This window comes from Pseudomonas sp. UBA6310 (assembly GCF_002438225.1).
In the GTDB taxonomy this organism is placed as follows: domain Bacteria; phylum Pseudomonadota; class Gammaproteobacteria; order Pseudomonadales; family Pseudomonadaceae; genus Pseudomonas_O; species Pseudomonas_O kuykendallii.
This window is the reverse complement of the sequence record NZ_DJTK01000049.1, coordinates 25753-49529: the sequence shown is the minus strand read 5'-3', so window position 1 is coordinate 49529 and position 23777 is coordinate 25753. Positions and strand designations below refer to the sequence as shown.

The 23777-nt window shown below is 68.2% G+C and carries 17 protein-coding genes and 1 pseudogene; 7 read left to right on the top strand and 11 right to left on the bottom strand.

From position 1 onward, the window contains the following. Nucleotides 1-137: 137 nt before the first annotated feature. From B3E91_RS11650 to B3E91_RS11615, 8 genes and pseudogenes are all read right to left on the bottom strand, one after another. Complete coding sequence (locus B3E91_RS11650; protein WP_287029559.1) at nt 138-1442, bottom strand: DUF3426 domain-containing protein; 1305 nt, start codon at nt 1440-1442, stop codon at nt 138-140. A gap of 101 nt (nt 1443-1543) precedes the next feature. Continuing rightward, entirely contained in the window at nt 1544-2422 is an 879-nt protein-coding gene (gene prmA, locus B3E91_RS11645; RefSeq protein WP_287029558.1) for a 50S ribosomal protein L11 methyltransferase, read from the bottom strand. Nucleotides 2423-2563: 141 nt separating this feature from the next. Continuing rightward, the gene (gene accC, locus B3E91_RS11640; RefSeq protein ID WP_090223893.1) at nt 2564-3928 is read right to left on the bottom strand and encodes an acetyl-CoA carboxylase biotin carboxylase subunit; all 1365 of its coding nucleotides are present in this window, start codon (nt 3926-3928) and stop codon (nt 2564-2566) included. Nucleotides 3929-3945: 17 nt separating this feature from the next. Beyond that, the gene (gene accB / locus B3E91_RS11635) at nt 3946-4404 is read right to left on the bottom strand and encodes an acetyl-CoA carboxylase biotin carboxyl carrier protein (protein WP_090223891.1); all 459 of its coding nucleotides are present in this window, start codon (nt 4402-4404) and stop codon (nt 3946-3948) included. A gap of 23 nt (nt 4405-4427) precedes the next feature. After that, nucleotides 4428-4871, bottom strand: a complete 444-nt coding sequence (aroQ, locus tag B3E91_RS11630) for a type II 3-dehydroquinate dehydratase (RefSeq protein WP_090223889.1) — start codon at nt 4869-4871, stop codon at nt 4428-4430. Between the two features lie 122 nt (nt 4872-4993). Further along, nucleotides 4994-6760, bottom strand: coding sequence for a protein-disulfide reductase DsbD (locus B3E91_RS11625; protein WP_287029557.1), 1767 nt, complete (start codon nt 6758-6760; stop codon nt 4994-4996). A gap of 106 nt (nt 6761-6866) precedes the next feature. Continuing rightward, nucleotides 6867-7385, bottom strand: a pseudogene (locus B3E91_RS22270) (methyl-accepting chemotaxis protein); the annotation flags it as partial. Nucleotides 7386-8921: 1536 nt separating this feature from the next. Next, complete coding sequence (locus B3E91_RS11615; RefSeq protein ID WP_282338680.1) at nt 8922-10535, bottom strand: response regulator; 1614 nt, start codon at nt 10533-10535, stop codon at nt 8922-8924. A gap of 256 nt (nt 10536-10791) precedes the next feature. On the opposite strand from B3E91_RS11615, the gene B3E91_RS11610 reads away from it, so the two are divergent. From B3E91_RS11610 to speA, 4 genes are all read left to right on the top strand, one after another. Beyond that, nucleotides 10792-11859 (top strand): DUF2333 family protein, encoded by a 1068-nt coding sequence (locus tag B3E91_RS11610; protein ID WP_287029555.1) that lies wholly within the window; start codon nt 10792-10794, stop codon nt 11857-11859. Nucleotides 11860-11862: 3 nt separating this feature from the next. After that, nucleotides 11863-12390 carry an NUDIX hydrolase gene (locus B3E91_RS11605; protein WP_287029554.1) on the top strand — a complete coding sequence of 176 codons (528 nt, stop codon included), beginning with the start codon at nt 11863-11865 and terminating at the stop codon, nt 12388-12390. 176 nt (nt 12391-12566) lie between these two features. Further along, nucleotides 12567-12938 carry a translation initiation factor Sui1 gene (locus B3E91_RS11600; RefSeq protein ID WP_287029553.1) on the top strand — a complete coding sequence of 124 codons (372 nt, stop codon included), beginning with the start codon at nt 12567-12569 and terminating at the stop codon, nt 12936-12938. A gap of 151 nt (nt 12939-13089) precedes the next feature. Further along, on the top strand, nt 13090-15006 hold the full coding sequence (gene speA / locus B3E91_RS11595; protein ID WP_287029552.1) for an arginine decarboxylase: 1917 nt from the start codon (nt 13090-13092) through the stop codon (nt 15004-15006). A 79-nt stretch (nt 15007-15085) separates the two neighbouring features. On the opposite strand, the gene B3E91_RS11590 is transcribed toward speA, so the two are convergent. Beyond that, on the bottom strand, nt 15086-16516 hold the full coding sequence (locus tag B3E91_RS11590) for a PLP-dependent aminotransferase family protein (protein WP_287029551.1): 1431 nt from the start codon (nt 16514-16516) through the stop codon (nt 15086-15088). A 66-nt stretch (nt 16517-16582) separates the two neighbouring features. On the opposite strand from B3E91_RS11590, the gene B3E91_RS11585 reads away from it, so the two are divergent. Then, nucleotides 16583-17209, top strand: coding sequence for an NAD(P)H-dependent oxidoreductase (locus tag B3E91_RS11585; RefSeq protein WP_287029550.1), 627 nt, complete (start codon nt 16583-16585; stop codon nt 17207-17209). Next, complete coding sequence (locus B3E91_RS11580) at nt 17206-17637, top strand: carboxymuconolactone decarboxylase family protein (RefSeq protein ID WP_287029549.1); 432 nt, start codon at nt 17206-17208, stop codon at nt 17635-17637. The genes B3E91_RS11585 and B3E91_RS11580 overlap by 4 nt, the downstream gene beginning before the upstream one ends. A 24-nt stretch (nt 17638-17661) precedes the next feature. Here the strand turns inward: B3E91_RS11580 and B3E91_RS11575 are convergent, their stop codons facing one another. Together B3E91_RS11575 and B3E91_RS11570 are read right to left on the bottom strand one after the other, a co-directional pair. Continuing rightward, nucleotides 17662-18117, bottom strand: coding sequence for a DUF2214 family protein (locus tag B3E91_RS11575; RefSeq protein ID WP_287029548.1), 456 nt, complete (start codon nt 18115-18117; stop codon nt 17662-17664). Nucleotides 18118-18268: 151 nt separating this feature from the next. Then, nucleotides 18269-19615, bottom strand: coding sequence for an MATE family efflux transporter (locus B3E91_RS11570; protein WP_287029547.1), 1347 nt, complete (start codon nt 19613-19615; stop codon nt 18269-18271). A 227-nt stretch (nt 19616-19842) separates the two neighbouring features. On the opposite strand from B3E91_RS11570, the gene B3E91_RS11565 reads away from it, so the two are divergent. Continuing rightward, the coding region (locus tag B3E91_RS11565; protein ID WP_287029546.1) for an alpha-2-macroglobulin family protein at nt 19843-23777 on the top strand (3935 nt) is incomplete at its 3' end.

The window sequence follows — 23777 nt, the reverse complement described above, 5'->3', positions numbered from 1 at the left end:
GCCTGCTTTTAGTTGATCGGGGCAGTTCGAAAAAGGGTGGGCATGATACCCGCTAGCGGTGACCGGATAAAGATCGATTTGCACAAATTCTGAACAGTCGTCGACTTATCGCCAGCGGTTAGATGAGCCGTTTTCGTTCACTCGGGTGAGTGGAAACTCAGGCTGTAATTCACCGCCTTGGCGCCCGGATCGAGGATGTCCAGGGAAATGTGGATCGGCGTCTGCGGGGGCATTTCGCTCTGCCCGGCGAGTTCGCCGGCGAGGTACTCGCTGGGCTTGAAGCGACGACTGGCGAGCAGTTGCCCGTTGAGGTCGGCGAAGCGCAGTTCCAGCAGCGGAAACGGCTGCGAAAAGGGCGCGCGGTTGTAGAGGATAGCGTCCACCACCAGCGCGCCGGTGAATTCCGGGTGGCTGCGTACCACCAGGTTGCTGCTCTTGATCAGGGCGATGTCGACCTTCGATGGCAGCGTGCAGCCCAGCGTCGGGCACAGCTGCTCGAACCAGGGGCGATATTCGTCGCGCCGGGCCAGCTCGTCGTAGTGATACCAGAGGTACTGGCCGGCCAGCGCGGCGAGCGCCAGCAGGTTGAGCAGCAGCCAGCCGAAGATCCGGCCCCAGCGCCTGCGCGGCGCCTGCCATTCCAGCTGCAGCGGCTCGTCCTCGAGGTCGAGCAGCGCCGTGCTGCGCAACGCCGGTTCGCTGCGTGCGGGCTTTTGTCGCGCGTTCGGCTGCGCTTCGTCATCCTCATCGTCGCGCCGCGGGTCGACCAGCAGCAGCGCGGTGACCGGCACGTCATCGCGTTCGGCGGACAGGCGGAAGTCAGGCTCGTCCTCGTCGTCGCGCGCATCGTCCGGCTCTTCCGGCAGGTGCAGGGAAAGCGTCGGTTCGCTGCGGGCCGGCGGCGGCACGGGGTCGTGCAGCGGCGCGTGCTCGATCGCGGTGAGCGGCTTGGGCGCCGGCAGTTCGGGCAGCGGCTCCGGTAGTTCCGGTTCCGGCGCAGCATCGATGAGCAGCTTCTGCGCCCAGGCCTCCTCGTCGGACTCGCGCGGATCGATCGCGGACAGGCCTTCGCTCGGCTCGACGGGCTCGACGCGCGTGCGAAAACGCTCGGAAACCAGGCGCTCCTGCAGTTCGAGCTTGGCCAGTTCCTCATCGAGATCGAGGCTGTCCAGGTCGAGGTCGTCGTGAATCCACAGGGTATCGCCCGGGTTCTTGCCCGGCGGCGGCAGCTGTGGCCGCACCGTCGGCCTGGCTGTCTCGCTGACCGGCGCGGGGGGCGCTGTCGGCCGTGTTTCGCCGGCGTCCTGCAACTGCTGCGCCGCGTTGAACACCTGCATGCAGGCGCCACAACGCACCGCGCCCTGGGCGATGCCCAGCTGGCTGCGTTTGACGCGGAAACGGGTGCTGCAATGCGGGCATTGCGTGACGAAACTGTCGGTCATGCGGCTATCCGGTGGCCACTGTTCCCGCCGGTGGGCGGGTGGCGAAACGAGGCGCGCAGTCTACCGCAAGCGCCCGGCGCTGCGGCAGAGGGGCGCGAGACCTATCGACGGGTGCCGCTGATGCGCACCCAGCCGTCCTTGTCGGCGGTCGGCTCCAGGTCGAAATCGGCGGCGTAGGCGGCGCGGACGTCCTCGGCCTGTTCGGCGAGGATGCCGGACAGCGCCAGGCGCCCGCCGGGCTGCACCAGCGCGATGATCTGCGGCGCGAGGGCCACCAGCGGGCCGGCGAGGATGTTCGCCACCACCACTTCGGCGGGCTCGCGCGGAAGTGCTTCTGGCAGGTACAGCGGCAGCCGTTCGGCGGCGATGCCGTTGCGTCCGGCGTTGTCGCGTGAGGCTTCCAGCGCCTGCGGGTCGATGTCGGTGCCCACCGCGCGGCCGGCGCCGAGCAGCAGGGCGGCGATGGCGAGGATGCCCGAGCCGCAGCCGAAGTCGAGCACGCTGCGCCCGGCGAGGTCTTCGCCATCGAGCCATTCGAGACACAGGGCGGTGGTCGGGTGGGTGCCGGTGCCGAAGGCCAGGCCCGGATCGAGCAGCAGGTTGACGGCGTCCGGCTCCGGCGCGGCGTGCCAGCTCGGCACGATCCACAGGCGACGGCCGAAGCGCATCGGCTGGAAGTTGTCCATCCAGCTGCGCTCCCAGTCCTGGTCTTCGATGCGCTCGAAGTGGTGCTCCGGCAGCGCACCGCCGGTGAGCAGCATCAGCCGGCCAAGCAGGTCGGCCTCGTCGGTGTCCGCTTCGAACAGCGCCAGCAGGTGGGTGTGTTTCCACAGCGGCGTGGTGCCCAGGTCCGGCTCGAAGATCGGCTGGTCCTCGGCGTCCATGAAGGTCACCGAGACCGCGCCGGCTTCGAGCAGCGCGTCTTCGTAGACCTCGGCCTGCTCGGGGGTGATGGCGAGGCGGGCTTGTAACCAGGGCATGGGAGTTTCCTTCGCGGTGGCGCGGGTGGTTGGGGCGAAAACGGCCGGGAGTCAGGGTGATCGCCGGAGCGGGCGAACCACAAAAAAAGAGGGAGCGGCCTGCGCCACTCCCTCCCGGTGCTACATGATACCGCGTGCGGCTCAGTGCTTATCCATACCCAGTTTCTTTTCCAGGTAGTGGATGTTCACGCCGCCCTTGCAGAAGCCGGGGTCGCGGGTCAGGTCGCGGTGCAGCGGCACGTTGGTCTTGATCCCGTCGACGACGATTTCGTCCAGGGCATTGCGCATGCGCGCCATCGCCTCGTCACGGTCGCCGCCGTAGGTGATCAGCTTGCCGATCAGCGAGTCGTAGTTCGGCGGAACCGAGTAGCCGCTGTACAGGTGCGAATCGACGCGCACGCCGTTGCCGCCCGGGGCATGGAAGTGCTTCACCTTGCCCGGGCTCGGCATGAAGGTGGCCGGGTCTTCGGCGTTGATCCGGCACTCCAGCGCGTGGCCGCGGATGACGATGTCGTCCTGGGTCAGCGACAGCTTGTTGCCGGCGGCGATGCTGAGCATCTCCTTGACGATGTCGACCCCGGTGACCATCTCCGACACCGGATGCTCCACTTGTACGCGGGTGTTCATCTCGATGAAGTAGAAGGCGCCGTTCTCGTAGAGGAACTCGAAGGTGCCGGCGCCGCGGTAGCCGATGTCGATGCACGCCTTGACGCAGCGGGCGAAGACTTCCTGGCGCGCAGTCTCGTCGATGTCCGGGGCGGGCGCTTCCTCGATGACCTTCTGGTGGCGGCGCTGCAGCGAGCAGTCGCGGTCGCCGAGGTGGATCGCGTTGCCCTGGCCGTCGGAGAGCACCTGGACTTCCACGTGGCGCGGGTTGGTCAGGAACTTCTCGAGGTAGACCATCGGGTTGCCGAAGGCCGCGCCGGCTTCGGTGCGGGTCAGCTTGGCCGACTGGATCAGGTCTTCCTCGTTGTACACCACGCGCATGCCGCGACCACCGCCGCCGCCGGCGGCCTTGATGATCACCGGGTAGCCGACTTCACGGCCGATGCGCAGCGCGGTTTCCTCGTCTTCCGGCAGCGGGCCGTCGGAGCCGGGAACGGTGGGCACGCCGGCCTTCTTCATCGCGTCCTTGGCCGAGACCTTGTCGCCCATCAGGCGAATGGTGTCGGCTTTCGGGCCGATGAAGGCGAAGCCGGAGCGTTCGACCTGTTCGGCGAAGTCGGCGTTTTCCGCGAGGAAGCCGTAGCCCGGGTGGATCGCCGTGGCGCCGGTGACTTCGGCGGCCGCGATGATCGCCGGGATGTGCAGGTAGGATTTGGCTGCCGGGGCCGCGCCGATGCAGACGGTTTCGTCGGCCAGCGACAGGTGCATCAGTTCCCGATCCGCGGTGGAGTAAACCGCCACGGTCTTGATGCCCAGTTCCTTGCAGGCACGCAGGATGCGCAGGGCGATCTCGCCGCGGTTGGCGATCAGGACTTTTTCCAGCGTCGCAGCTTTCAACATCGAAGACTCCTGGCGGTTCAAACGATGGTGAACAGCGGCTGGTCGTATTCCACCGGCTGACCGTTTTCCACCAGGATGGATTCGATGACGCCGCTGGTTTCGGCCTCGATGTGGTTCATCATCTTCATCGCTTCGACGATGCAGAGGATCTGGCCTTTCTTCACCGCGGTGCCGACTTCGACGAAGTTGGCCGAGGTCGGCGAGGAGGCACGGTAGAAGGTGCCGACCATCGGCGAGCCGACCACGGTGCCGTTCAGCTTGGCGGCGGCCGGAGCGGCGTCCGCTGCCGGTGCGGCTGGTGCGGCCACGGGGGCGGCGGCCGGTGCCGGAGCGGCGGCATACATCGGTTGAGCGAAAGCTTGTTGCTTGCTGTGGCGGCTGATGCGTACCGATTCTTCACCTTCGTGAATTTCCAGTTCGTCGATGCCGGATTCTTCCAGCAGCTCGATCAGCTTCTTGACTTTGCGAATATCCATCAGAAGGGCAACTCCCAGTAAGTTCAGGGTCGTTCAAGTTGTTCTAGAGCGGCTTCCAGAGCCAGCCGGTAACCGCTGGCACCCAGGCCGCAAATCACACCCACCGCCACGTCGGAAAAGTAGGAGTGATGCCGGAAAGGTTCGCGCTTGTGCACGTTCGACAAGTGCACTTCGATGAATGGGATGCTCACCGCCAGCAATGCGTCACGTAATGCGACGCTGGTGTGCGTGAACGCGGCCGGATTGATGATGATGAAGTCCACGCCCTCGCCGCGCGCGGCGTGGATGCGTTCGATCAGCTCGTACTCGGCATTGCTCTGCAGATGCAGCAGATGGTGCCCGCCTTCGCGGGCGCGACGGACCAGGTCCTCGTCGATCTGCGGCAGCGTCAGGGCGCCGTAGATGCCCGGCTCGCGCGTGCCGAGAAGGTTCAGGTTGGGGCCGTGAAGCACCAGTAGGGTGGCCATGCAAATATCCTAGTTGTGCCTGCGGATGCCCGCGGACTATGCCGAAAGCCTAGAAGTCTGTCCAGAAACCGGCAAATGGCCGCACGATGTCCGGCGTTCGCCTGCGTTTTCCCAAATGTCGCTCAGCGCGCCGCGCGGACCTGGGAAACGCGGGCGGCGAACGCCTCGGCGTCGATCTCGCCGACCACCCGCAGCGCGGCCGATTCGGCGCCTTCTGCATCGAAGAACAGGATCGCCGGCGGGCCGAACAGCTGGAAGCGATCCAGCAGCGCGCGTTGCTCCGGCGTGCTGGCGGTCATGTCGAAGCGGATCAGGCGAAACCCGACGAGCTGGGCGGTCACCGCCGGGGCGCTGAACACCTCGCGTTCGATCACCTTGCAGCTGATGCACCAGTCGGCGTACCAGTCGAGCAACAGCGGCTGGCCGGCGGCTTTCGCGGCGGCCAGAGCGGCGTCCAGCTCGGCGGGGCTGCTCAGGGTCGTCCATTGGCCGGCGTCGGGCGCGGTGTTCACTCCGGCCGCCAGTTGGCCGCGGCCCAGCGGGCGCAGCGGGTCGCTTTCGCCCTGCAGCGCGCCGATCCAGGCGCTCGCCGCGTAGACCAGCAGCGCCAGACCGACGAGCTGCGCCAGGCGCTGGCGCTGGGTTTTCGGCACGAATTCGAGGGCGCCGAGCCACAGCGCCACTCCGGCGGCGAGCAGGCCCCAGAGGGCCAGCGACAGCGCACCGGGCAGCACGCGCTCGAGCATCCATACCGATACCGCCAGCAGCAGCACGCCGAAGGCATTGCGCACGCCTATCATCCAGCTACCGGATTTCGGCAGCAGGCTGCCGCCGCCGACGGCGAACAGCACCAGCGGCGCACCCATGCCCACGCCGAGGGCGAACAGCTTCAGGCCGCCGCCCAGCGCGTCGCCGCTGCTGCTGATATAGAGCAGCGCGCCGGCCAGCGGCGCCGATACGCACGGGCTGACCAGCAGGCTGGAAAGCACGCCGAGCAGCGCCGCGCCCCACAGCGAGCCGCCGCGGGTGTCGTCGGCGAGGCGGTTCAGCGGCTCGCTGATCAGGCGTGGCAGGCGCAATTCGTAGACGCCGAACATGGCCAGGGCGAAGGCCGCGAAGAAGGCGGCGAACGGCACCAGCACGAAGGGCGACTGCAACCGCGCCTGCAGGTTGAGGCTGGCGCCGAACACGCCCATCAGCGCGCCGAGCACGGCGAAGCAGACGGCCATCGACAGCACGTAGGCCAGCGACAGGCTCAGGCTGCGCCAGCCGCCGATGCGCCCGCGCAGCACCACGCCGGAGAGGATCGGCAGCATCGGCAACACGCAGGGAGTGAAGGTCAGGCCGAGCCCGGCGAGGAAGAACAGCGCCAGTTCGCTCCATTTCCAGCCGCGTGCGACGGGCGTCGTCGCAGTGCTGGCGGCCGGAGCGTCACCGAAGGTGAAACGCTGGGTTTCCGGCGGATAGCAGAGGCCCTTGTCGGCGCAGCCCTGGTAGGTCACCAGCAGGGTGAAGGGGCGCTTGTCGGGGTTGTCGACCGGCAGGTCGATGTCCAGACCTTCGTGGTACACCTCGACGTCGCCGAAGAACTCGTCCGTCTTGTGCTCGCCGGCCGGCAGTTGCGGCTGGCCGAGGGCGATGTCCGCCGGCTCGCTGCGGAAGGCGAAACGATGGCGGTAGAGGTAGTAGCCGGGCGCGTTGGTGAAGCGCAGCTTGATGGTGCCGGCATCGCTGCCGATCAGGTCCAGGCGGAAGGCTTCGCGCACGGGCAGGAAGTCGCTGCTGTTGTTCAGCGGGGCGCCCAGTTCGGCGCTCGGACGCTTGTCGAAAAGCCCGGCGGCGGCCGGCAGGGCGATCAGCAACAGCAGGAGAGGCAGCAGGCGGCGCATGGCGGTCTCGCGAAATCGGAAGCGCGCATGATAGCCGAGGGGGCGGACGTGTGCAGGGGCCAGGTCAAGCGCTGCAGGGGGGCGCGGCGCGCAAGAGTCCCGGTCGTTACACGCGAAATGCCTGAACCGCGGTGTTCAGCTGGCTGCCGAGTGTCTGCAGGCGCTCGCCCTGATTACGGCCGGCCCCGATGCGTTCCAGGTTGCTGCCGCCCAGGTGATGAATGCGCTCGCTGTGATTGCGGATTTCGCTGACCGCACCGCTCTGCTGCGCGGTGGCGTCGGCGATGCGTTCGGCCATGCCGGCGATACCGCGAATCGAGGCGACCACCTGATCCAGTGCGCCATCGGCAGCGGCCGCCTGCTGCGCGGTGGTTTCGGCGTGTTCCACCTGTACGCGCATGGTGTCCACCGACTGCCGCGCGGCGCGCTGGAGGTTTCCGATCAACTGCTGGATTTCCTCGGTGGCGCCGGCGGTGCGCTGGGCCAGCGAGCGTACTTCCTCGGCGACCACCGCGAAGCCGCGGCCCAGTTCGCCGGCGCGGGCGGCCTCGATGGCGGCGTTGAGCGCCAGCAGGTTGGTCTGCTCGGCGATGCCGCGGATCACCGTGAGCACCTTGCCGATGGTGGCGGTTTCCTCGGCCAGCCGTTCGATGGCCAGCGCATTGCCCTGCACTTCGCCGACCAGCCCGTGCATGCCGGCGAGGCTGTCGAGGATCACCCGCTGGCCCAGTTCCACCGCCTCGCCGGCGGCGCGGCTGGCCCCGGCGGCCTGGCTGGCGTCGACGGCGACGCGCTGGATGGTGGACTCCAGCTCGCCGAGCGCATCGCGGATCTGCGCGGTGTCGCCCACCTGGCGCTCGGCGCCGCTGTGCAGGCCGCTGCTCAGTTCGGCCAGCGCGTGGCTGCTGCCGGCGACCTGCTGGGCGTGCTCGCGGATAGTGCCGACAAGGTTCACCAGGTAGCTGCGCAGGCGGTTCAGCGACTCCTCGATGTCGCGCAACTCGCGGGTCCGGGTGCGCAGCGCGATGGGTTCGCCGAAATCGCCGCCGGCCCAGGACGAGAGTGCCTCCATCAGCCGGCCGAGTGCGCGGGTCAGGTGGCGCTGGATGCGGTCGACCACCAGCGCGATGAGCAGAATCAGGCCGATCATCAGGCCCTGGATCAGGCGTACCTCGAACTGGATGCGCGCATGTTCGCCGCGCACCACCGGTTCGAGCGCGGCGAGGGCATTCTGCAGGGCGAGGACCTTCTCCTGGGTTTCGGCGGCCAGTTCGCCACGGCGCTGGATCAGGGCGCGGGTGCGCCCGAGTTCTGCCGGGTAGCGCTGCAGCAGGCCGGCTAGTTCGCGCTTGAGTGCGATGCCGCGGTCTTCCGCTGGCGCCTGGCCGGCCTCGGCGTCCAGCCCCATCAGCGCGGCGAAGCTCGAGCCGGCGGACTCCTCCTGCGCGGCGACACCGAGCAGCGGCAGCGCGTCGATACGTTTCGCCTGGGCGCCGAGCGCGGCGAGTTCGCGCTCGACGTCTTCGGCCAGTTCCGCGCGCGCGCTGCCGACCAGGCGCCCGCGCGCATGGCTCAGGCGCAGCAGATGGTGCGACGCCTCAAACAGCGGCCCGGCGTAATCGTGGGCGGCGTCGGCATCGCTTTGCGCGGCATAGGCCGATAGCGCCTCCAGCACGCCGCTCATCTCGCGCTCCGCCTGCAGCAGCAGGCCCTGCGGATCGCCGGCGAGCTTGCCGGCGGCGAGCAATTCGCCGGCGGCGAACTGGCGCAGTTCGTCGAGGCTGGGGCGCAGGCGTTCGGCAAAATCCTCGGGCAGCGCCCCCAGCGCGATACTCAGGTCTTCCAGCGCGCCGCTGGCGTCGGCGTGGTGCAGCGCATCGCCGCTGGCGAGGTAGCGCTGCACGTTGTCGGCCACCCGCTCGCGAAACTCCCGGGACAGCGCCTGGTAGCGTTCCATCAGCTGATAGGGCCGTTCCAGCGCGCGCTGCGACCACCACAGCGTGGCGCCCAGCGCGAGACAGGCGGTGATCAGCAGCAGGGTATTGATGGTGGTGAGCAGCTTCAGGCGCATCCGGACCTCGACACACGACGTGAGGGGAGCCCGAAGGTTATTGCGGTTCGGTTTCAGCCTGATGACAGCCGGGGCGCGCGGCCCCGGCACTCACTCCTGGAAGACCGCCGCGCGGTTGCGTCCGCCGTTCTTGGCGATGTAGAGCGCCTGGTCGGCCTGGCTGGAGAGGCGTTTGATTTCCATGTCCGGGCTGAGCTCGGCGATGCCGCAGCTGAAGGTGCAGGAAAGGTCTTGCGGTTGTGCCGGGTAGCGGATTTCGGCGAAACGCTGGCGGATGTCGTCGAGCACCTTGAAGGCGGCCTCGGCGTTGGTGTCCGGCAGCACCACGGCGAACTCTTCGCCGCCGTAGCGGCCGATGTGGTCGGTCTTGCGCAGGCGCTGCTTGAGGAACAGCGCGAGGCTCTTGATCACGCGGTCGCCCATGGGGTGGCCGTAGGTGTCGTTGACCTTCTTGAAATGGTCGATGTCGAGCATCGCGAAGGTCAGCGGCTTGCCGTCGCGGCGGGCGCGGGCGCGGGCGTCTTCGAGCAGTTGCAGGGTGTGCGTGTGGTTGTACAGGCCGGTCAGGCTGTCGCGGACCATGCGTGCCTTGAGGCTGCGCGCGCGGGTAGCGCGGGTGCGCACCGTGGCGATCAGGTGGCGCGGCTTGATCGGTTTGGTGAGGAAGTCGTCGCCGCCTTCGCTCATGGCGTCGAGCTGCTTGTCGAGATCGTCCTCGGCGGAAAGGTAGATGATCGGCACGCTGACGTAGCGTTCGTGCTGGCGGATCACCTTGGCCAGCTCGGTGCCGGTGCAGTCGGGCATGTACATGTCGAGGATGATCAGGTCGGGCTGGAACTCGGCCAGTTCGGCCATCGCCTTGATCGGCTCGGTGAGGGTGCGGGTGACGATGCCGGCGCTGTTGAGCACGCGTTCGGTGTGCGTCGCCTGGGCGCGCGAGTCGTCCACCACCAGCACCCTGTAGGGTTCGTAGTGCGCGGTGCGGGTGAGGATCTCGATCTTTTCCAGCAGGCTGGAGGCGTCGATGGCACCGGTAAAGAACTCCTGACCGCCGGCACGCACCGCGGCGAGGCGCGTCGGGGCGTCGGTTTCGTCGTGGCTGAAGAACAGCACAGGGATTTTCTGCTCCAGTCCCTGCTGCGATTCCTCGGCGAGGGCGAGGCCGGCGGCGCGTCCGCCGAAGTCCACTTCCATGACGATAGCGGCCGGGTGGCGTTCGCTCATCGCCGCGCGGAACTCGGCGGCGCTGTGCAGCGCCTGCGCCGCGAGGCCGAAGAATTCGAGCTGCTGGGCCAGGCGTTCGCTACGTTCCTGGTCCTGCAATCCCAGGTAGACCGGCTTGCGCAGCGGCGGAAGAAAGGACTCGGCAAGGTCGCCATGGCGCAGGCCGGTGCGCGAGAGACGCTGCATGAGCTGGTGGATTTCGCTGATCAGCGGGCTGTTCAGACGGCCGCGGTTGGCTTCGACGCTTTCCAGGCTGGTGGCGATGCGCCGCGCCAGCTGGGCGTGTTCCTCCTGCTCGAAGCGTTCGGCGTAGCGCAGCAGGCGCGTATTGGCGTCCACCAGTTCGCTCATGTCGCCGGCGTTCCACTCGCTCGCCTGCAGGCGCTGCCAGACTTCCAGCACCTGGCGAGCCTGATGGATCACGCGTTGCGCGAAGTGGTTCTTCAGTCGGTCGCGGTTGGGATCTTCGTATTCGCTCATGGCCCACATCTTGAGGGTTTTAGCGCTGACGTATCCGTTCAGCGTGATGGCTCGATGCTACCACTCTCTGCATTCCGCTTACATCACCGCCGATCCTCTGGCGCCACATTTTTACGCCGACCGGCTGCCTGCCGACCGCTCTGGTTCAAGGCGTCGCCGGCGATGCGTCGACGATGCCTTATAGTGAGTCCGTGATGCGCAACCCTGGAGACAGGCTGCGGTCGAAGACATGCATTCGAACAGCAAGGAATACGCCATGTTGGATTGGAAGACACGCACCGGCGATAGCGCGAGCGCGCCACGCAGCGAAGAGACCCTCGGCAAGCGCTCGGCGCCGGGTGGGCTGCTGGTACGCGGCCTGGGAGCATTGCTGGTCATCTACCTGCTGGTCGCCCTGGTGGTCGGCTGGTACTGGAGCCGGGAGCCTGACCTGTTCCCCGTGCAGCAGCACGCCCAGGCCGCGGCGCAGAGTGCCCAGCGGCAGATGGTGATCGGCTACACCACGGTGGAAACCCTGAAGCAGGTGGCCAGCACGCTGCTCGACAAGCCGGGTGGCTACCTCTCCAACGACAAGCTGCCGCCCGGCCTCTGGCTGGACAACATGCCCAGCTGGGAATACGGCGTGCTGGTGCAGGTCCGCGACCTGTCACGCGCGCTGCGCAAGGATTTCGCCCGTTCGCAGTCGCAATCCACCGAGGACGGCGACCTGGCGAAGGCCGAGCCGCGCTTCAACTTCGACAACCGGAGCTGGGCGCTGCCGGCCTCCGAGAGCGAGTACCGCGAGGGCATCAAGTCGCTGGATCGCTACCTGGCCCGGTTGTCCGACCCGACCCAGGGCAATGCGCAGTTCTATACCCGCGCCGACAACCTGAACAACTGGATGGGCGACGTCGCCACGCGGCTCGGCTCGCTGTCGCAGCGGCTCTCCGCCAGTGTCGGCCGGGTACGCCTGAACGCCGATGTGAATCCCGCCGAAGTGCGTCCGGGCGAGGTGCCGAAGGTCAGCGAGGACACCGTAGAGACGCCCTGGCTGCAGATCGACAATGTGTTCTACGAGGCGCGTGGCCAGGCCTGGGCGCTGTCGCACCTGCTGCGTGCCATCGAGGTGGATTTCGCCGACGTGCTGGCGAAGAAGAACGCCACCATCAGCGTGCGGCAGGTCATCCGCGAGCTGGAAGCCGCGCAGGAGCCGCTGTGGAGCCCGATGGTGCTGAACGGCAGCGGCTACGGGATTCTCGCCAACCATTCGCTGGTGATGGCCAACTACATCTCGCGCGCCAACGCCGCGGTGATCGATCTGCGCAACCTGCTGGAGCAGGGCTGATCGATGTCGCTCAGCGCGGAGCAGGCGCATCGCGCGGCCTCGGATGCCGAGCAGGTGGCCTGGGTCGACGAATCGGACCGCCTGCTCGGTAGCCTGACCCGCGCCGAGCTGCGCGCCCGCGGGCTGATTGGTCGGGCCTGCTTCGTGCTGCTGTTCAACGCCGCCGGCGACCTCTGCGTCCACCGCCGCAGCCTGAGCAAGGCGCTGTATCCGGGCTACTGGGATGTCGCCGCGGGCGGCATGCTGGCGGCCGGCGAGGACTACGCCGAGGGCGCCGCGCGCGAGCTGGAGGAAGAGCTGGGCGTGACTGGCGTGGCGTTGCGCGATCACGGACGGTTCTTCTTCGATCACCCCGACAACCGCATCTGGGCGGCGGTGTTTTCCGCCGTGTGGGACGGTGCGCTGCGCCTGCAGCCGGAGGAAGTGATCGAGGCGCGCTTCATCAGCCAGCAGCAGGTGTTCGTCGAACTGCGCGAAAAACCCTACTGTCCGGACTCGCTGGAAGCCTTTGAACTGTGCCGCGGCCGCTGAATCCGGCTGCAATTTCCTATTAGCATTTGCGCCCATTGCTGCTAAATTGCGCGGCCTTTCCCGCCCGCGCGCCGCGTGGGTCTGCGCTGCCCCTGCCTGAGTGGGGCCTCGCGGTTGCCCGCACGCGTCTTTCGCCGGCAACCTGTCGCTATCCTGACCCCTACGAGGAACAGCCGGTGGTCAAGAAAGCTTCGTCATTGGCCGCCCTCGGCGGCCTGGTATATTCCACCGACAGCGGCCGGCACTGCCCGGATTGCAACCAGCCCGTGGATGCCTGCATCTGCAAGCAAAGCGTCGTTCCCGCCGGAGACGGCATCGCCCGCGTGCGCCGCGAAACCAAGGGCCGCGGTGGCAAGACGGTGACCACCATCGCCGGCGTGCCGCTGGCCGATGAGCCGCTCAAGGAACTGGCTAGCGCGCTGAAGAAACGCTGCGGCTGCGGCGGCGGGTTGAAGGACGGGGTGATCGAGATCCAGGGCGATCACGTCCAGTTGCTCATCGACGAGCTGATCAAACGCGGCTTCAAGGCCAAGAAGTCCGGCGGCTGAGCCGCCCTCCATCCTGCCCGGCAGTGCGCCGGGACGAATAACTAAACTTCGGTAGTCGGCCGCCGGTCGATACCTGATCGTTTGTAACTATCCATGCATAACCTGTCCCCGAGCAAAGCGGGCAGGCCCAGCCCATTTCCGAGGGGGAACAATGGCCGCACGACGTACGCGCAAGGACGATGGCAGCAGCTGGACGGTGGCGGACAGCCGCAGTGTCTACGGTATTCGCCATTGGGGCGCCGGTTACTTCTCCGTCGGTGACGGCGGCGAGGTGGAGGTGCGCCCGCGCGGCGGTCGCGACGATGCGCCCATCGACATGCAGGCGCTGGTCGAGCAGTTGCGCGAGTCGGGACTGTCGCTGCCGTTGCTGGTGCGCTTCCCGGACATCCTGCAGGACCGCGTGCGCAAGCTCACCGGCGCCTTCGACGCGAACATCGAGCGCCTGGAGTACAACGCGCAGTACACCGCGCTGTACCCGATCAAGGTCAACCAGCAGGAAGCGGTGGTGGAGAACATCATCGCCACGCGCGATGTGTCCATCGGCCTGGAAGCCGGCTCCAAGCCCGAGCTGATGGCCGTGCTGGCGCTGGCGCCCAAGGGCGGCACCATCGTCTGCAACGGCTACAAGGACCGCGAGTTCATTCGCCTGGCGCTGATGGGGCAGAAGCTCGGCCACAACGTGTTCATCGTCATCGAGAAGGAATCCGAGGTCCAGTTGGTGATCGAGGAGGCCGCCGAGCTGAAGCTGCTGCCGCAGGTCGGCCTGCGCGTGCGGCTGTCCTCGCTGGCGTCGTCCAAGTGGGCGGACACCGGTGGCGAGAAATCCAAGTTCGGCCTTTCCGCGGCGCAGTTGCTGTCGGTGGTCGAGCGCTTCAAGCAGGCCGGGCTGGACCAGGGTGTGCGCCTGCTGCACTTCCACATGGGTTCGCAGATCGCCAACCTGGCGGACTACCGCAAGGGCTTCCGCGAGGCCATCCGCTACTACGGCGAGCTGCGCGCGCTGGGCCTGCCGGTGGACCACATCGACGTCGGCGGCGGCCTGGGCGTGGACTACGACGGCACCCATTCGCGCAACGCCAGCTCAATCAACTACGACATCGACGACTACGCCGCCAGTGTGGTCGGCATGCTCAAGGAGTTCTGCGACCGCCAGGAAATCCCCCACCCGCACATCTTCTCCGAGAGCGGCCGGGCGATGACCGCGCACCATGCGGTGCTGGTGGTGCAGGTGACCGACGTCGAGCAGCACAACGACGACATCCCGGACATCGACCCCGAGCAGGAACAGCCCGAAGCGGTGCAGGACCTGCTCGATCTGCTCGGCCCGACCGATCCGGAGATGGTCGCCGAGACCTACTGGCGGGCCACCCACTACATCGGCGAGGTGTCCGCGCAGTACTCGGTGGGCAAGCTCAACCTGGCGCAGAAGGCCCTCGCCGAGCAGAGCTACTACGCCATCTGCCGGCGCCTGTACAACCAGCTCAAGGCGCGCCAGCGCTCGCACCGGCAGGTGCTGGACGACCTCAACGACAAGCTCGCCGACAAGTACATCTGCAACTTCTCGGTGTTCCAGAGCCTTCCGGATACCTGGGCGATCGGGCAGATCCTGCCGATCATGCCGTTGCAGCGGCTGAGCGAGGAGCCGCTGCGCCGCGCGGTGCTGCAGGACCTGACCTGCGACTCCGACGGCAAGATCAAGCAGTACATCGACGAGCAGAGCATCGAGACCAGCCTGCCGGTGCACGAAGTGCGCGAGGGCGAGGATTACCTGCTCGGCGTGTTCCTGGTCGGCGCCTACCAGGAAATCCTCGGCGACATGCACAACCTGTTCGGCGACACCGATTCGGTGAACGTCTACCAGGACGCCGACGGCAGCGTGCGCCATGGCGGCATCGAGACCCACGACACCATCGAGGACATGCTGCGCTACGTGCACCTGTCGCCCGAGGGCCTGATGAACTACTACCGCGACAAGGTCGCCGGCGCGCGCCTCAGTGCGCGTGAGCGCACCCAGTACCTGGACGCCCTGCGCCTGGGCCTGACGCGTTCCTCGTACCTGTCGAGCTGATCGGTCGCTGTCACCGAAGCCCGCTTTCGAGCGGGCTTTTTCGTTTCGGCAGGCAATCCTCGCCGGGCGCGATGCCGCTCTACGGTAGGGCTGATGGCTGCATCGCCGCCTTCATCCGCGCCACCACGTCGCGTGCCTGTTCGGCGCTGGCGAGGTTGGTGAAGCCCATCAGCAGGCCCGGCGGATGGCGCTCCTGCAGCGTCCAGTTGGACAGCGCGTGGACGCCGATGCCGCAGGCGTTGATCCGTTCGGCCAGCGCCCGGTCGTCCTCGCCGGTATCCAGCTGGGCGAGCAACTGGATGCCGCCCGCCTGCAGGTCGATGCGCAGCCGATCGCCGAAGGCGGCGTGCAGCGCGTCGCTCAGGTAGCCGCGGCGCAGCGCGTACAGGTTGCGCATCTTGCGCAGGTGGCGGGCGAAATGGCCCTGGGTGAGGAAGTCGGCCACGGTCGCCTGCGACAGCGACGGGCAATGCTGCTGGAAGACCTCGGCGCTGCGCACGAAGCGGGCGACCTGGCCTTCCGGCACCACCAGGTAGGCCAGGCGCAGGCCGGGAAACAGCACCTTGCTGAAGGTACCGGCATAGAGCACGCGGCCCTGGCGGTCGAGGCTCTTGAGCGCCGGCAGCGGGCGACCCTGATAGCGGTATTCGCTGTCGTAGTCGTCCTCGATGACCCAGGCGCCGGCGGCGTTGGCCCAGTCCAGCAGCGCGAGCCGTCGCGGCAGCGACAGGGAAACCCCGAGCGGGCTCTGGTGCGACGGCGTGACCACGGCGAAGCGCGCGTTCGCCGCGCGTTGCAGGCCGACGTCCACGCACAGGCCTTCGCCATCCACCGGCAACGGCACCAGCCGCGCGCCAGCGCCCTCGAGCAACAGCCGCGCGTGCGGGTAGCCGGGGTCCTCGAACCAGCAGGCGTCACCGGGTTGCAGCAGCGTGCGGCAGATCAGGTCCAGCGAGCCGCGGTGGCCGGCGGTGATGAACACCTGCTGCGCGCTGCAGGCGATGCCGCGGGACACGCCGAGGTAGGCGGCGATCGCCTCGCGCAGGGCTGCGTCACCGCGGGCATTCGGGTAGGCCAGGTCATTGCCGGACTGGCTGCGCAGGCGCCGCGCGGCCAAGCGCGTCCACAGCGCGCGGGGGAAGGCGTCGAGCGCCGGCAGGCCGAGTTGCAGCGGGCGTTCGGCACTTCCCGCGTCGGCGTGGAAACTGCTCTGCGGCAGGACCTCCGGGGCGACCGCGGAATAGGCATGGGTCGCCAGTTGCGGCGAAACCACGGTGCCGGCGGGGCCGCGCGGCATCAGGTAGCCCTCGCTGACTAGCAACTGGTAGGCGGCTTCTACGGTCCCTCGCGCCAGGTTCAGCTCGCTGGCGAGGGCCCGTACCGCCGGCACGCGGTCGCCCGGGCGCAGTTGGCCCTGGGCGATGGCCCGGCGAAAGCGTGCGTAGAGCTGCAGGTAGATCGGCGTGCCCTCGGCACGGTCCGGTCGCAGGTCGGGAAGGTCGTTGCGCATGTCCTGGTCATTCCATTGATTCTTGGCTCTGTCGACTATGGCATGCCGCGCCTAGAGTTGCAGGCAGTGAATGTCCAGGCGATAGCGGAGCTTCCTGTGAAACTCATGCATGTGGATTGCAGTGCCGGGCGCGAGACGTCGAACTCGCGGGCCTTGGCGAAGTATTTCGTCGACCTGTTGCGCGGGCGGCTCGATGGGCTGCAGGTCGATTATCTCGACCTCGCGTTGCAGGCACCGCCGCACGTCGGCACCGAGCCGGCGATGAATGCCATCCTGGCCGACTCCGCTGCGCTGTACCGTCGCCTGCGGGAGGCGGACGCGCTGCTGTTCGCCATGCCGATCTGCAACGGGAGCATGCCAACGAACGTCAAGGCGTTCATCGACGCCATCGTCCGCGCCGGGGTGACCTGCGTATCGGATGAACAGGGCAATCCGATCCGCCAGAAGGTGTTGTTCCTGACCACCCGCGGCGTCGAGCCCGGTGCCGCCGACGCCCACAGGGATGCGCTGAGCCAGGCGCTGCGCGCGGCGTTCGGCGTCGCCTCGGCACAGTTCGTCGATGCCCAGCCGCTGCCGTTCGCCGACCCCGCGGCGCGCGCCGCCGGCCTGGGGCGTGCGCGCTGGCAGCTGGAACGGATCGCCGCGCAATGGGCCACCCATGTGTTTTCCCACGAAGAAGGACTGTCGGCATGAGTAGCCTGCGCCTGCCCTATTACGACCTCTCGCCGGACGCCTATCAGGGCTTGCTCGCCGCCAAGAAGGCCCTCGACCGCAGCCCGCTGGGCAAGCGTCTGATCGAGCTGGTCAACCTGCGCGTCTCGCAACTCAATGGCTGCTCGTTCTGCACCGAGATGCACGCCAGGGCCCTGCGCGCCGGCGGCACCGAGGATGCCAAGCTGGACGCCCTGGCCGGTTGGCGCGTCAGCGGCCGCTTCGATGCCCGTGAGCGGGCGGCACTGGACTGGGCGGAGTCGCTGACCGAGGTGGCGCGCAGCGGCGCACCCGACGAGGTCTTCGACGCCCTGACGGCACACTTCAACGATGTCGAGATCGCCGACCTGAGCTTCGCCGTGGCCCTGATGAACGCCTTCAACCGGTTGGGCGTCGGCATGCGCCAGTGAAGCGCGCCGCCAAGGGCGCAACCGCTATCCGCTATAGCCGAAGCCGCGCGCCATCAGCGTCGCCAGCAGCGGGATCGCCATCAGCAGCGCCAGCTCGGCGCGGATCACGCCGATCGTGAGGCGCGCGCGGGCGGCGCTGGTCTGCGGTTCGCGCCCGGCCTTGAGGGCATTGCGCCACTCGAAGAAGGTCAGCGTGGGGATGATCGAAAGCAGCCCGACCAGCACGAACAGGCCGACCTTGGCGTGGAATACGCCGTTGTGCAGGTAGTAGCTCCAGCCCTTGCCGAACCAGATCACCCGCGCCAGGCCGGTGAGCAGCACCACGCCGGCGGTGATGCCGAAGGAGATGTCGATGCGTATCAGGCTGCGCGCCCGTGCACTGTCCATCGGCAGCTTGAAGAGGACGTGCTCCAGGCTGAGCAGCGAGAACAGCACGAAGATCGACAGATAATGCAGGTAGGCGGCGATGGCCTGGCTCATGGCTGAAAGCCTTGGAGGCGAGGGGATGGCGAGGTGTTCGTCATGCTCATGCGGGTCCTTCCTGAGGGATGTCTGCCGGTCGCGGCGGTGTCGTTGTCATTGTGCCCCTTCCATTCGGTGGCGCCCATGCCTGGCCATGGTGTTCCGCCGGCTAGGCCGTCGCCCGGGCGAACCAGGCGCCCGCGCGGTTCAGGCGGCGGGCGTAGATGCCCAGGCTGATCCCGCGGATGAGCATGAAGCCCAGGAAGGTCAGCCACAGCCCGTGGTTCGCGTAGCCCTGCAGCAGCAGACCGAGCGGCAGGCTGATGGCGAAGGCGATGAGCATGGCGTCGCGCATCTCCCGCGCGCGGGTGGCGCCGATGAACAGACCGTCGAGCAGGTAGCTCCAGACCGCTACCAGCGGCAGCACGGCGAGGTAGGGCAGGTACTGCAGGGCGACCTCGCGCACCTCCGGGATGTCCGTCTGCAGGCCGACGAACAGCCTGCCGCCGAGCAGGAAGAACAGCGCGAAAAGCAGGCTGGCGAGCAGCGACCAGCCGCCGGCGACCACCAGCGAGCGTTGCAGCGCCGGGCGATCGGCGCGGCCGATGGCGTGCCCGCACAGTGCCTCCAGCGCGTGTGCCAGGCCGTCCAGCGCGTAGGCGGTGAGCAGCAGCCCGTTGAGCAGCAGGGCGTTCGCCGCCACGGTGGCGTCACCCAGGCGCGCGCCCTGCACGGTGACCAGGAAGAACACCGCCTGCAGCGCCAGCGAGCGGATGAAGATGTCGCGATTGACCGCCAGCAGCGGTCGCCAATTGGCCCAACGGCGCAGCGCCGGCCAGTCGAGCAGTCCGGGATGAGCGCGCAGCGCACCGCGGGTCAGTGCCAGGCCGAGCAGCGCGCCGCTCCATTCGGCGAGCACGGCGGCCCGCGCCGCGCCGACCACGCCCCATTCCAGGCCGAGGACGAACCACAGCGACAGCGCCGCATTGCTCAGGTTGGTCAGCAGCAGGATCGCCAGCGGCGCGCGGGCGTTCTGCGTGCCGAGGAACCAGCCGACCAGCGCGTAGTTGGCCAGCGCCGCCGGCAGCCCGAGCAGGCGCGTGTGGAGGAAGGCGCGGGTCTGCCCGTCGAGTTCGGCGGAAGGATTCATCAGCTCCAGCGCGGCATCGCCGAACGGAATCGCCAGCGCGCCGAGCAGCGTCGCCAGCAGCAGGCCGAGCAGCAACCCCTGCAGCAGCACCTGGCGCAGGCCGCCGCCATCGCCCCGCCCGGCGGCCTGCGCGGCGAAACCAGTGGTGCCCATGCGCAGGAAACCGAGCACCCCGACGATCAGCAGGTACAGCGCGCTGCCCACCGCCGCGGCGCCGAGCTGATGTGCGTGCGGCAGGTGGCCGACCACAGCGCTGTCGACCAGCGCCACCAGCGGCACGGACAGGTTGGAAAGGATCATCGGTGCCGCCAGTGCCCACACCCGCCGGTGGGTGGGCATGTCGCGCCAGGCCTGTTTCACGCTCATGCGAAGGCTCCTGATGGGCCGCGCAGTATACCGGTGCCGGGTCGTTCGTAGCTTTCGCGGTGTCATCGGGCAAAGGCAGGGAAGGGCGCGCTTGCCGAGTGCCCATTGGCGCATCGGAAGATGTGATGGCGTCTAACAATTCCTTCGTATTCTGGTCTCTATCCATTGCTTACCGCGGCGATACACGTACCCTGCGCCGATCCGCCTGCCCCTCCCTGGAGACTGTGATGCAGAAGAAAGGACTCTTCCTGGCCTTTGCCCTGATGCTGTTGAGCGCCTGCGATTCGTCGGCGCCGGAGAAGGCCGCCAGCGCGCCACCGGCGGCGGCCCCGGCGCAGCAGCCCGCCGCCGCGCAGCAGGATCGCGCGGCCCTGGCGCAGCGTTATGCCGGGCGCGAGCTGAGCGTCGCCGATGTCTCGGAAGTCCAGGTCGAGGGCGCTTCCGCACTGTCGGTGAGCTTCAGCGTGCCGCTGGACCCCGATCAGGCCTTCGCCGACAAACTGCATCTGGTCGACAGCAAGGATGGCAAGGTCGACGGCGCCTGGGAGCTGTCGGACAACCTCATGGAGCTGCGTCTGCGCCACCTCGAGCCGCAGCGCAAGCTGGTGCTGACGGTGGATGCCGGCCTGCGCGGGGCGGGCGGCTCCAGCCTCGCCGCCGAGTACGTCGCACGCCTGGAAACCCGTGACCTGCAGCCCAGCGTCGGCTTCGCCAGCGCCGGTTCGCTGCTGCCGACGCGGCTGGTGGAAGGCCTGCCGGTGATCGCGCTGAACGTCGACAAGGTCAACGTCGAGTTCTTCCGCATCAAACCGGACAGCCTGCCGGCGTTCCTCGAACGCTGGGGCCGCCGCTCCGCGATGGGCAGCTGGGAAGCCAGCGAACTGCTGCCGATGGCCGATCTGGTCTACGGCGGGCGCTTCGATCTGAATCCGGCGCGCAACACCCGCGAGAACCTGCTGCTGCCGATCGCCGGGCTCGAGCCGTTCAAGCAACCGGGCGTCTACCTGGCGGTGATGCGCCAGGCCGGCGAGTACAGCTACACGCAGCCGGCCACGCTGTTCACCCTGAGCGACATCGGTCTCTCCGCGCACCGCTACGCCAACCGCCTGGACGTGTTCACCCAGGCGCTGGAAGGCGGCAAGGCGCTGGATGGCATCACCCTGGAACTGCTCGACGACAAGGGCACGCTGCTGGCCAGCGGCAAGACCGAGAAGGGTGGTCACGCCGAACTGCCGCTCAAGGACAAGGCGCAGGTGCTGATCGCCCGCGACGGCGCGCAGACCAGCCTGCTGCGCCTCGGAGCCCCGGCGCTGGACCTGGCCGAGTTCGACATCGCCGGCCCCGCCGCGCACCCGCTGCAATTCTTCGTCTTCGGCCCGCGCGACCTCTACCGCCCCGGCGAGACGGTCCTGCTCAACGCCTTGCTGCGCGACGCCGATGGCAAGCCGGTGGCGGCGCAGCCGGTGAATGTCGAGGTACGCAAGCCCGATCAGCAACTCAGCCGCAAGTTCGTCTGGACGCCGGGCGAGGGCGGTTTCTACCAGTACCCGCTGGCGCTGGCCGCCGATGCACCGACCGGGCGCTGGCAGTTGCTGCTCGACCTGGGCGACGGCAAGCCGCAGCTCTATGAATTCCTCGTCGAGGATTTCCTCCCCGAACGCCTGGCGCTGCACCTGCAAGGCAGCGACACGCCGCTGGCGCCGGGCGATACCGCGCAGTTCGAGGTCGAGGGGCGCTACCTCTACGGCGCGCCGGCTTCCGGCAACAAGCTCGGCGGCCAGCTTTACGTCCGGCCGCTGCGCGAAGCCGTGCCGGCGTTGCCCGGCTACCAGTTCGGCTCGGTTACCGAGGAAGAGCTGAGCCAGGACCTGGACCTCGACGAAACCGCCCTGGATGCCGAGGGCAAGGCGACGCTGAGCCTCGACAGCCGCTGGGCCGAGGCGCGCTCGCCGTTGCAACTGACGTTGCAGGCCAGGCTGCAGGAGTCCGGTGGGCGGCCGATCACCCGTCGCCTGGAGCAGCCGGTGTGGCCGGCCGAGCGCCTGCCGGGGCTGCGCGGGCTGTTCGACGGCGAGGAAGTGGACAGCGACAGCCAGGCCGAATTCGAGGTGCTGGTGGCCGACCCGAGCGGCCACAAGCTGGCCGCCGACGACCTCAAGGTGCGCCTGGTGCGCGAGCGCCGCGACTACTACTGGAACTTCTCCGCCGACGACGGCTGGAGCTATCACTACAACGAGAAGTACCTGAACCTCGCCGAGGAGAGCGTCTCGGTGGCCGCCGACGGCACCGCGAAAATCGCCTTCCCGGTGGAGTGGGGCCCGTATCGCGTCGAGGTTGAAGACCCGCAGACCGGGATGGTCAGCAGTCTGCGCTTCTGGGCCGGCTACCGCTGGCAGGACAACGCCGAGGGCGGTGCGGTACGTCCGGACCAGGTCAAGCTGGCGCTGGACAAGCCGGCCTATGCCGAAGGCGACACGGCGAAGGTCAGCGTGACGCCGCCGGCCGCCGGCAGCGGTTACCTGCTGGTGGAGTCCGCCGACGGCCCGCTCTGGTGGCAGGAAATCCAGGTGCCGGTCGAAGGCAAGACCTTCGAGGTGCCGATCGCCAAAGAATGGGCGCGGCATGACCTGTACGTCAGCGCGCTGGTGATTCGTCCGGGCGAGCGCAAGAGCAACGCCACGCCGAAGCGCGCCGTCGGCCTGCTGCACCTGCCGCTGGATCGCGCTCCGCGCAAACTGGCGCTGAGCCTGACGGCGCCGGACAGGATGCGCCCCAACCAGCCGCTGAAGGTCCGCGTACAAGCGCACGAAGCCGATGGCAGCGCGCCGCGGCAGGTGCGCGTGCTGCTCGCCGCGGTGGACGTCGGCATCCTCAACATCACCGATTACCAGACCCCCGATCCCTTCGTCGCGATGTTCGGCCGCAAGGCCTACGGTGCCGACCAACTGGACGTCTACGGGCAACTGATCGAGGGCGGTGGACGCCTGGCCAGCCTGGCTTTCGGCGGTGACGCCGCGGCGTTGAGCAAGGGCGGCAAGCCGCCGCAGACCAGCGTCAACATCGTCGCCCTGCAGAGCCAGCCGGTGACCTTGGATGACCAGGGCGAGGGCGAGATCAGCCTCGATATTCCGGACTTCAACGGCGAGCTGCGGCTGATGGCGCAGGCCTGGACCGACGAGCGCTTCGGCATGGCCGAGGCGAAGACGGTGGTCGCCGCGCCGCTGGTGGCCGAGCTGTCGGCGCCGCGCTTCCTCGCCGGCGGCGACGAAACCCGCCTGGCGCTGGACCTCAGCAACCTCTCGGGCAAGGCGCAGACGCTGCAAGTGAAGCTGCGCAGTGAAGGCCAGCTGGCGCTGGAGGGCGGCGAGTCGACGCTGCAGGTGAAACTGGACGACGGCCAGCGCAGCACCCTGCGCATTCCGGTGCGCGCCCTCGGCGGCTACGGCCAGGGCAGCGTCACGGTCACCGTGGACGGGCTCGATCTGCCCGGCGAGAACCTGCCACCGCTGAGCCGAAGCTGGGCCCTCGGCGTGCGCCCGGCCTGGCCGGCGCAGACCGTCCGCTTCCAGACGCTGCTCAAGGGCGAGGGCTGGCAACTGCCGGCGGGCACCCTGGCGCAGTTCGATCCGGCCGGGCGCGAGGCGCTGCTCAGCGTATCGAGCCGGCCGCCGCTCAACCTCGCCGAGCAGATCCGCGAGCTGCACGCCTATCCCTACGGCTGCCTGGAACAGACCACCAGCGGCCTGTATCCCTCGCTGTATGCCGACGCCGGCACGCTGGCGCGCCTGGGCATCGCCGGCGAACCGGAAGCGGTGCGCCGTCGCGCCATCGAACTGGGCATCGAACGCCTGCTCGGCATGCAGCGACACAACGGCAGCTTCGGCCTGTGGGGCGCGGACAGCGAGGAGGAATACTGGCTGACCGCCTACGTCACCGACTTTCTCCTGCGTGCCCGTGACCAGGGCTTCGGCGTGCCGCCGGATGCGCTGACCAAGGCAAGCCAGCGGCTGCTGCGCTACCTGCAGGAGCGCACGCTGATCGAGACCGGCTACAGCGACAACCTGGACGCCAGCCGTTTCGCCGTTCAGGCCTACGCCGGCTACGTGCTCGCACGCAGCCAGCAGGCGCCGCTGGGCGCCCTGCGCGCACTGTTCGACCGACG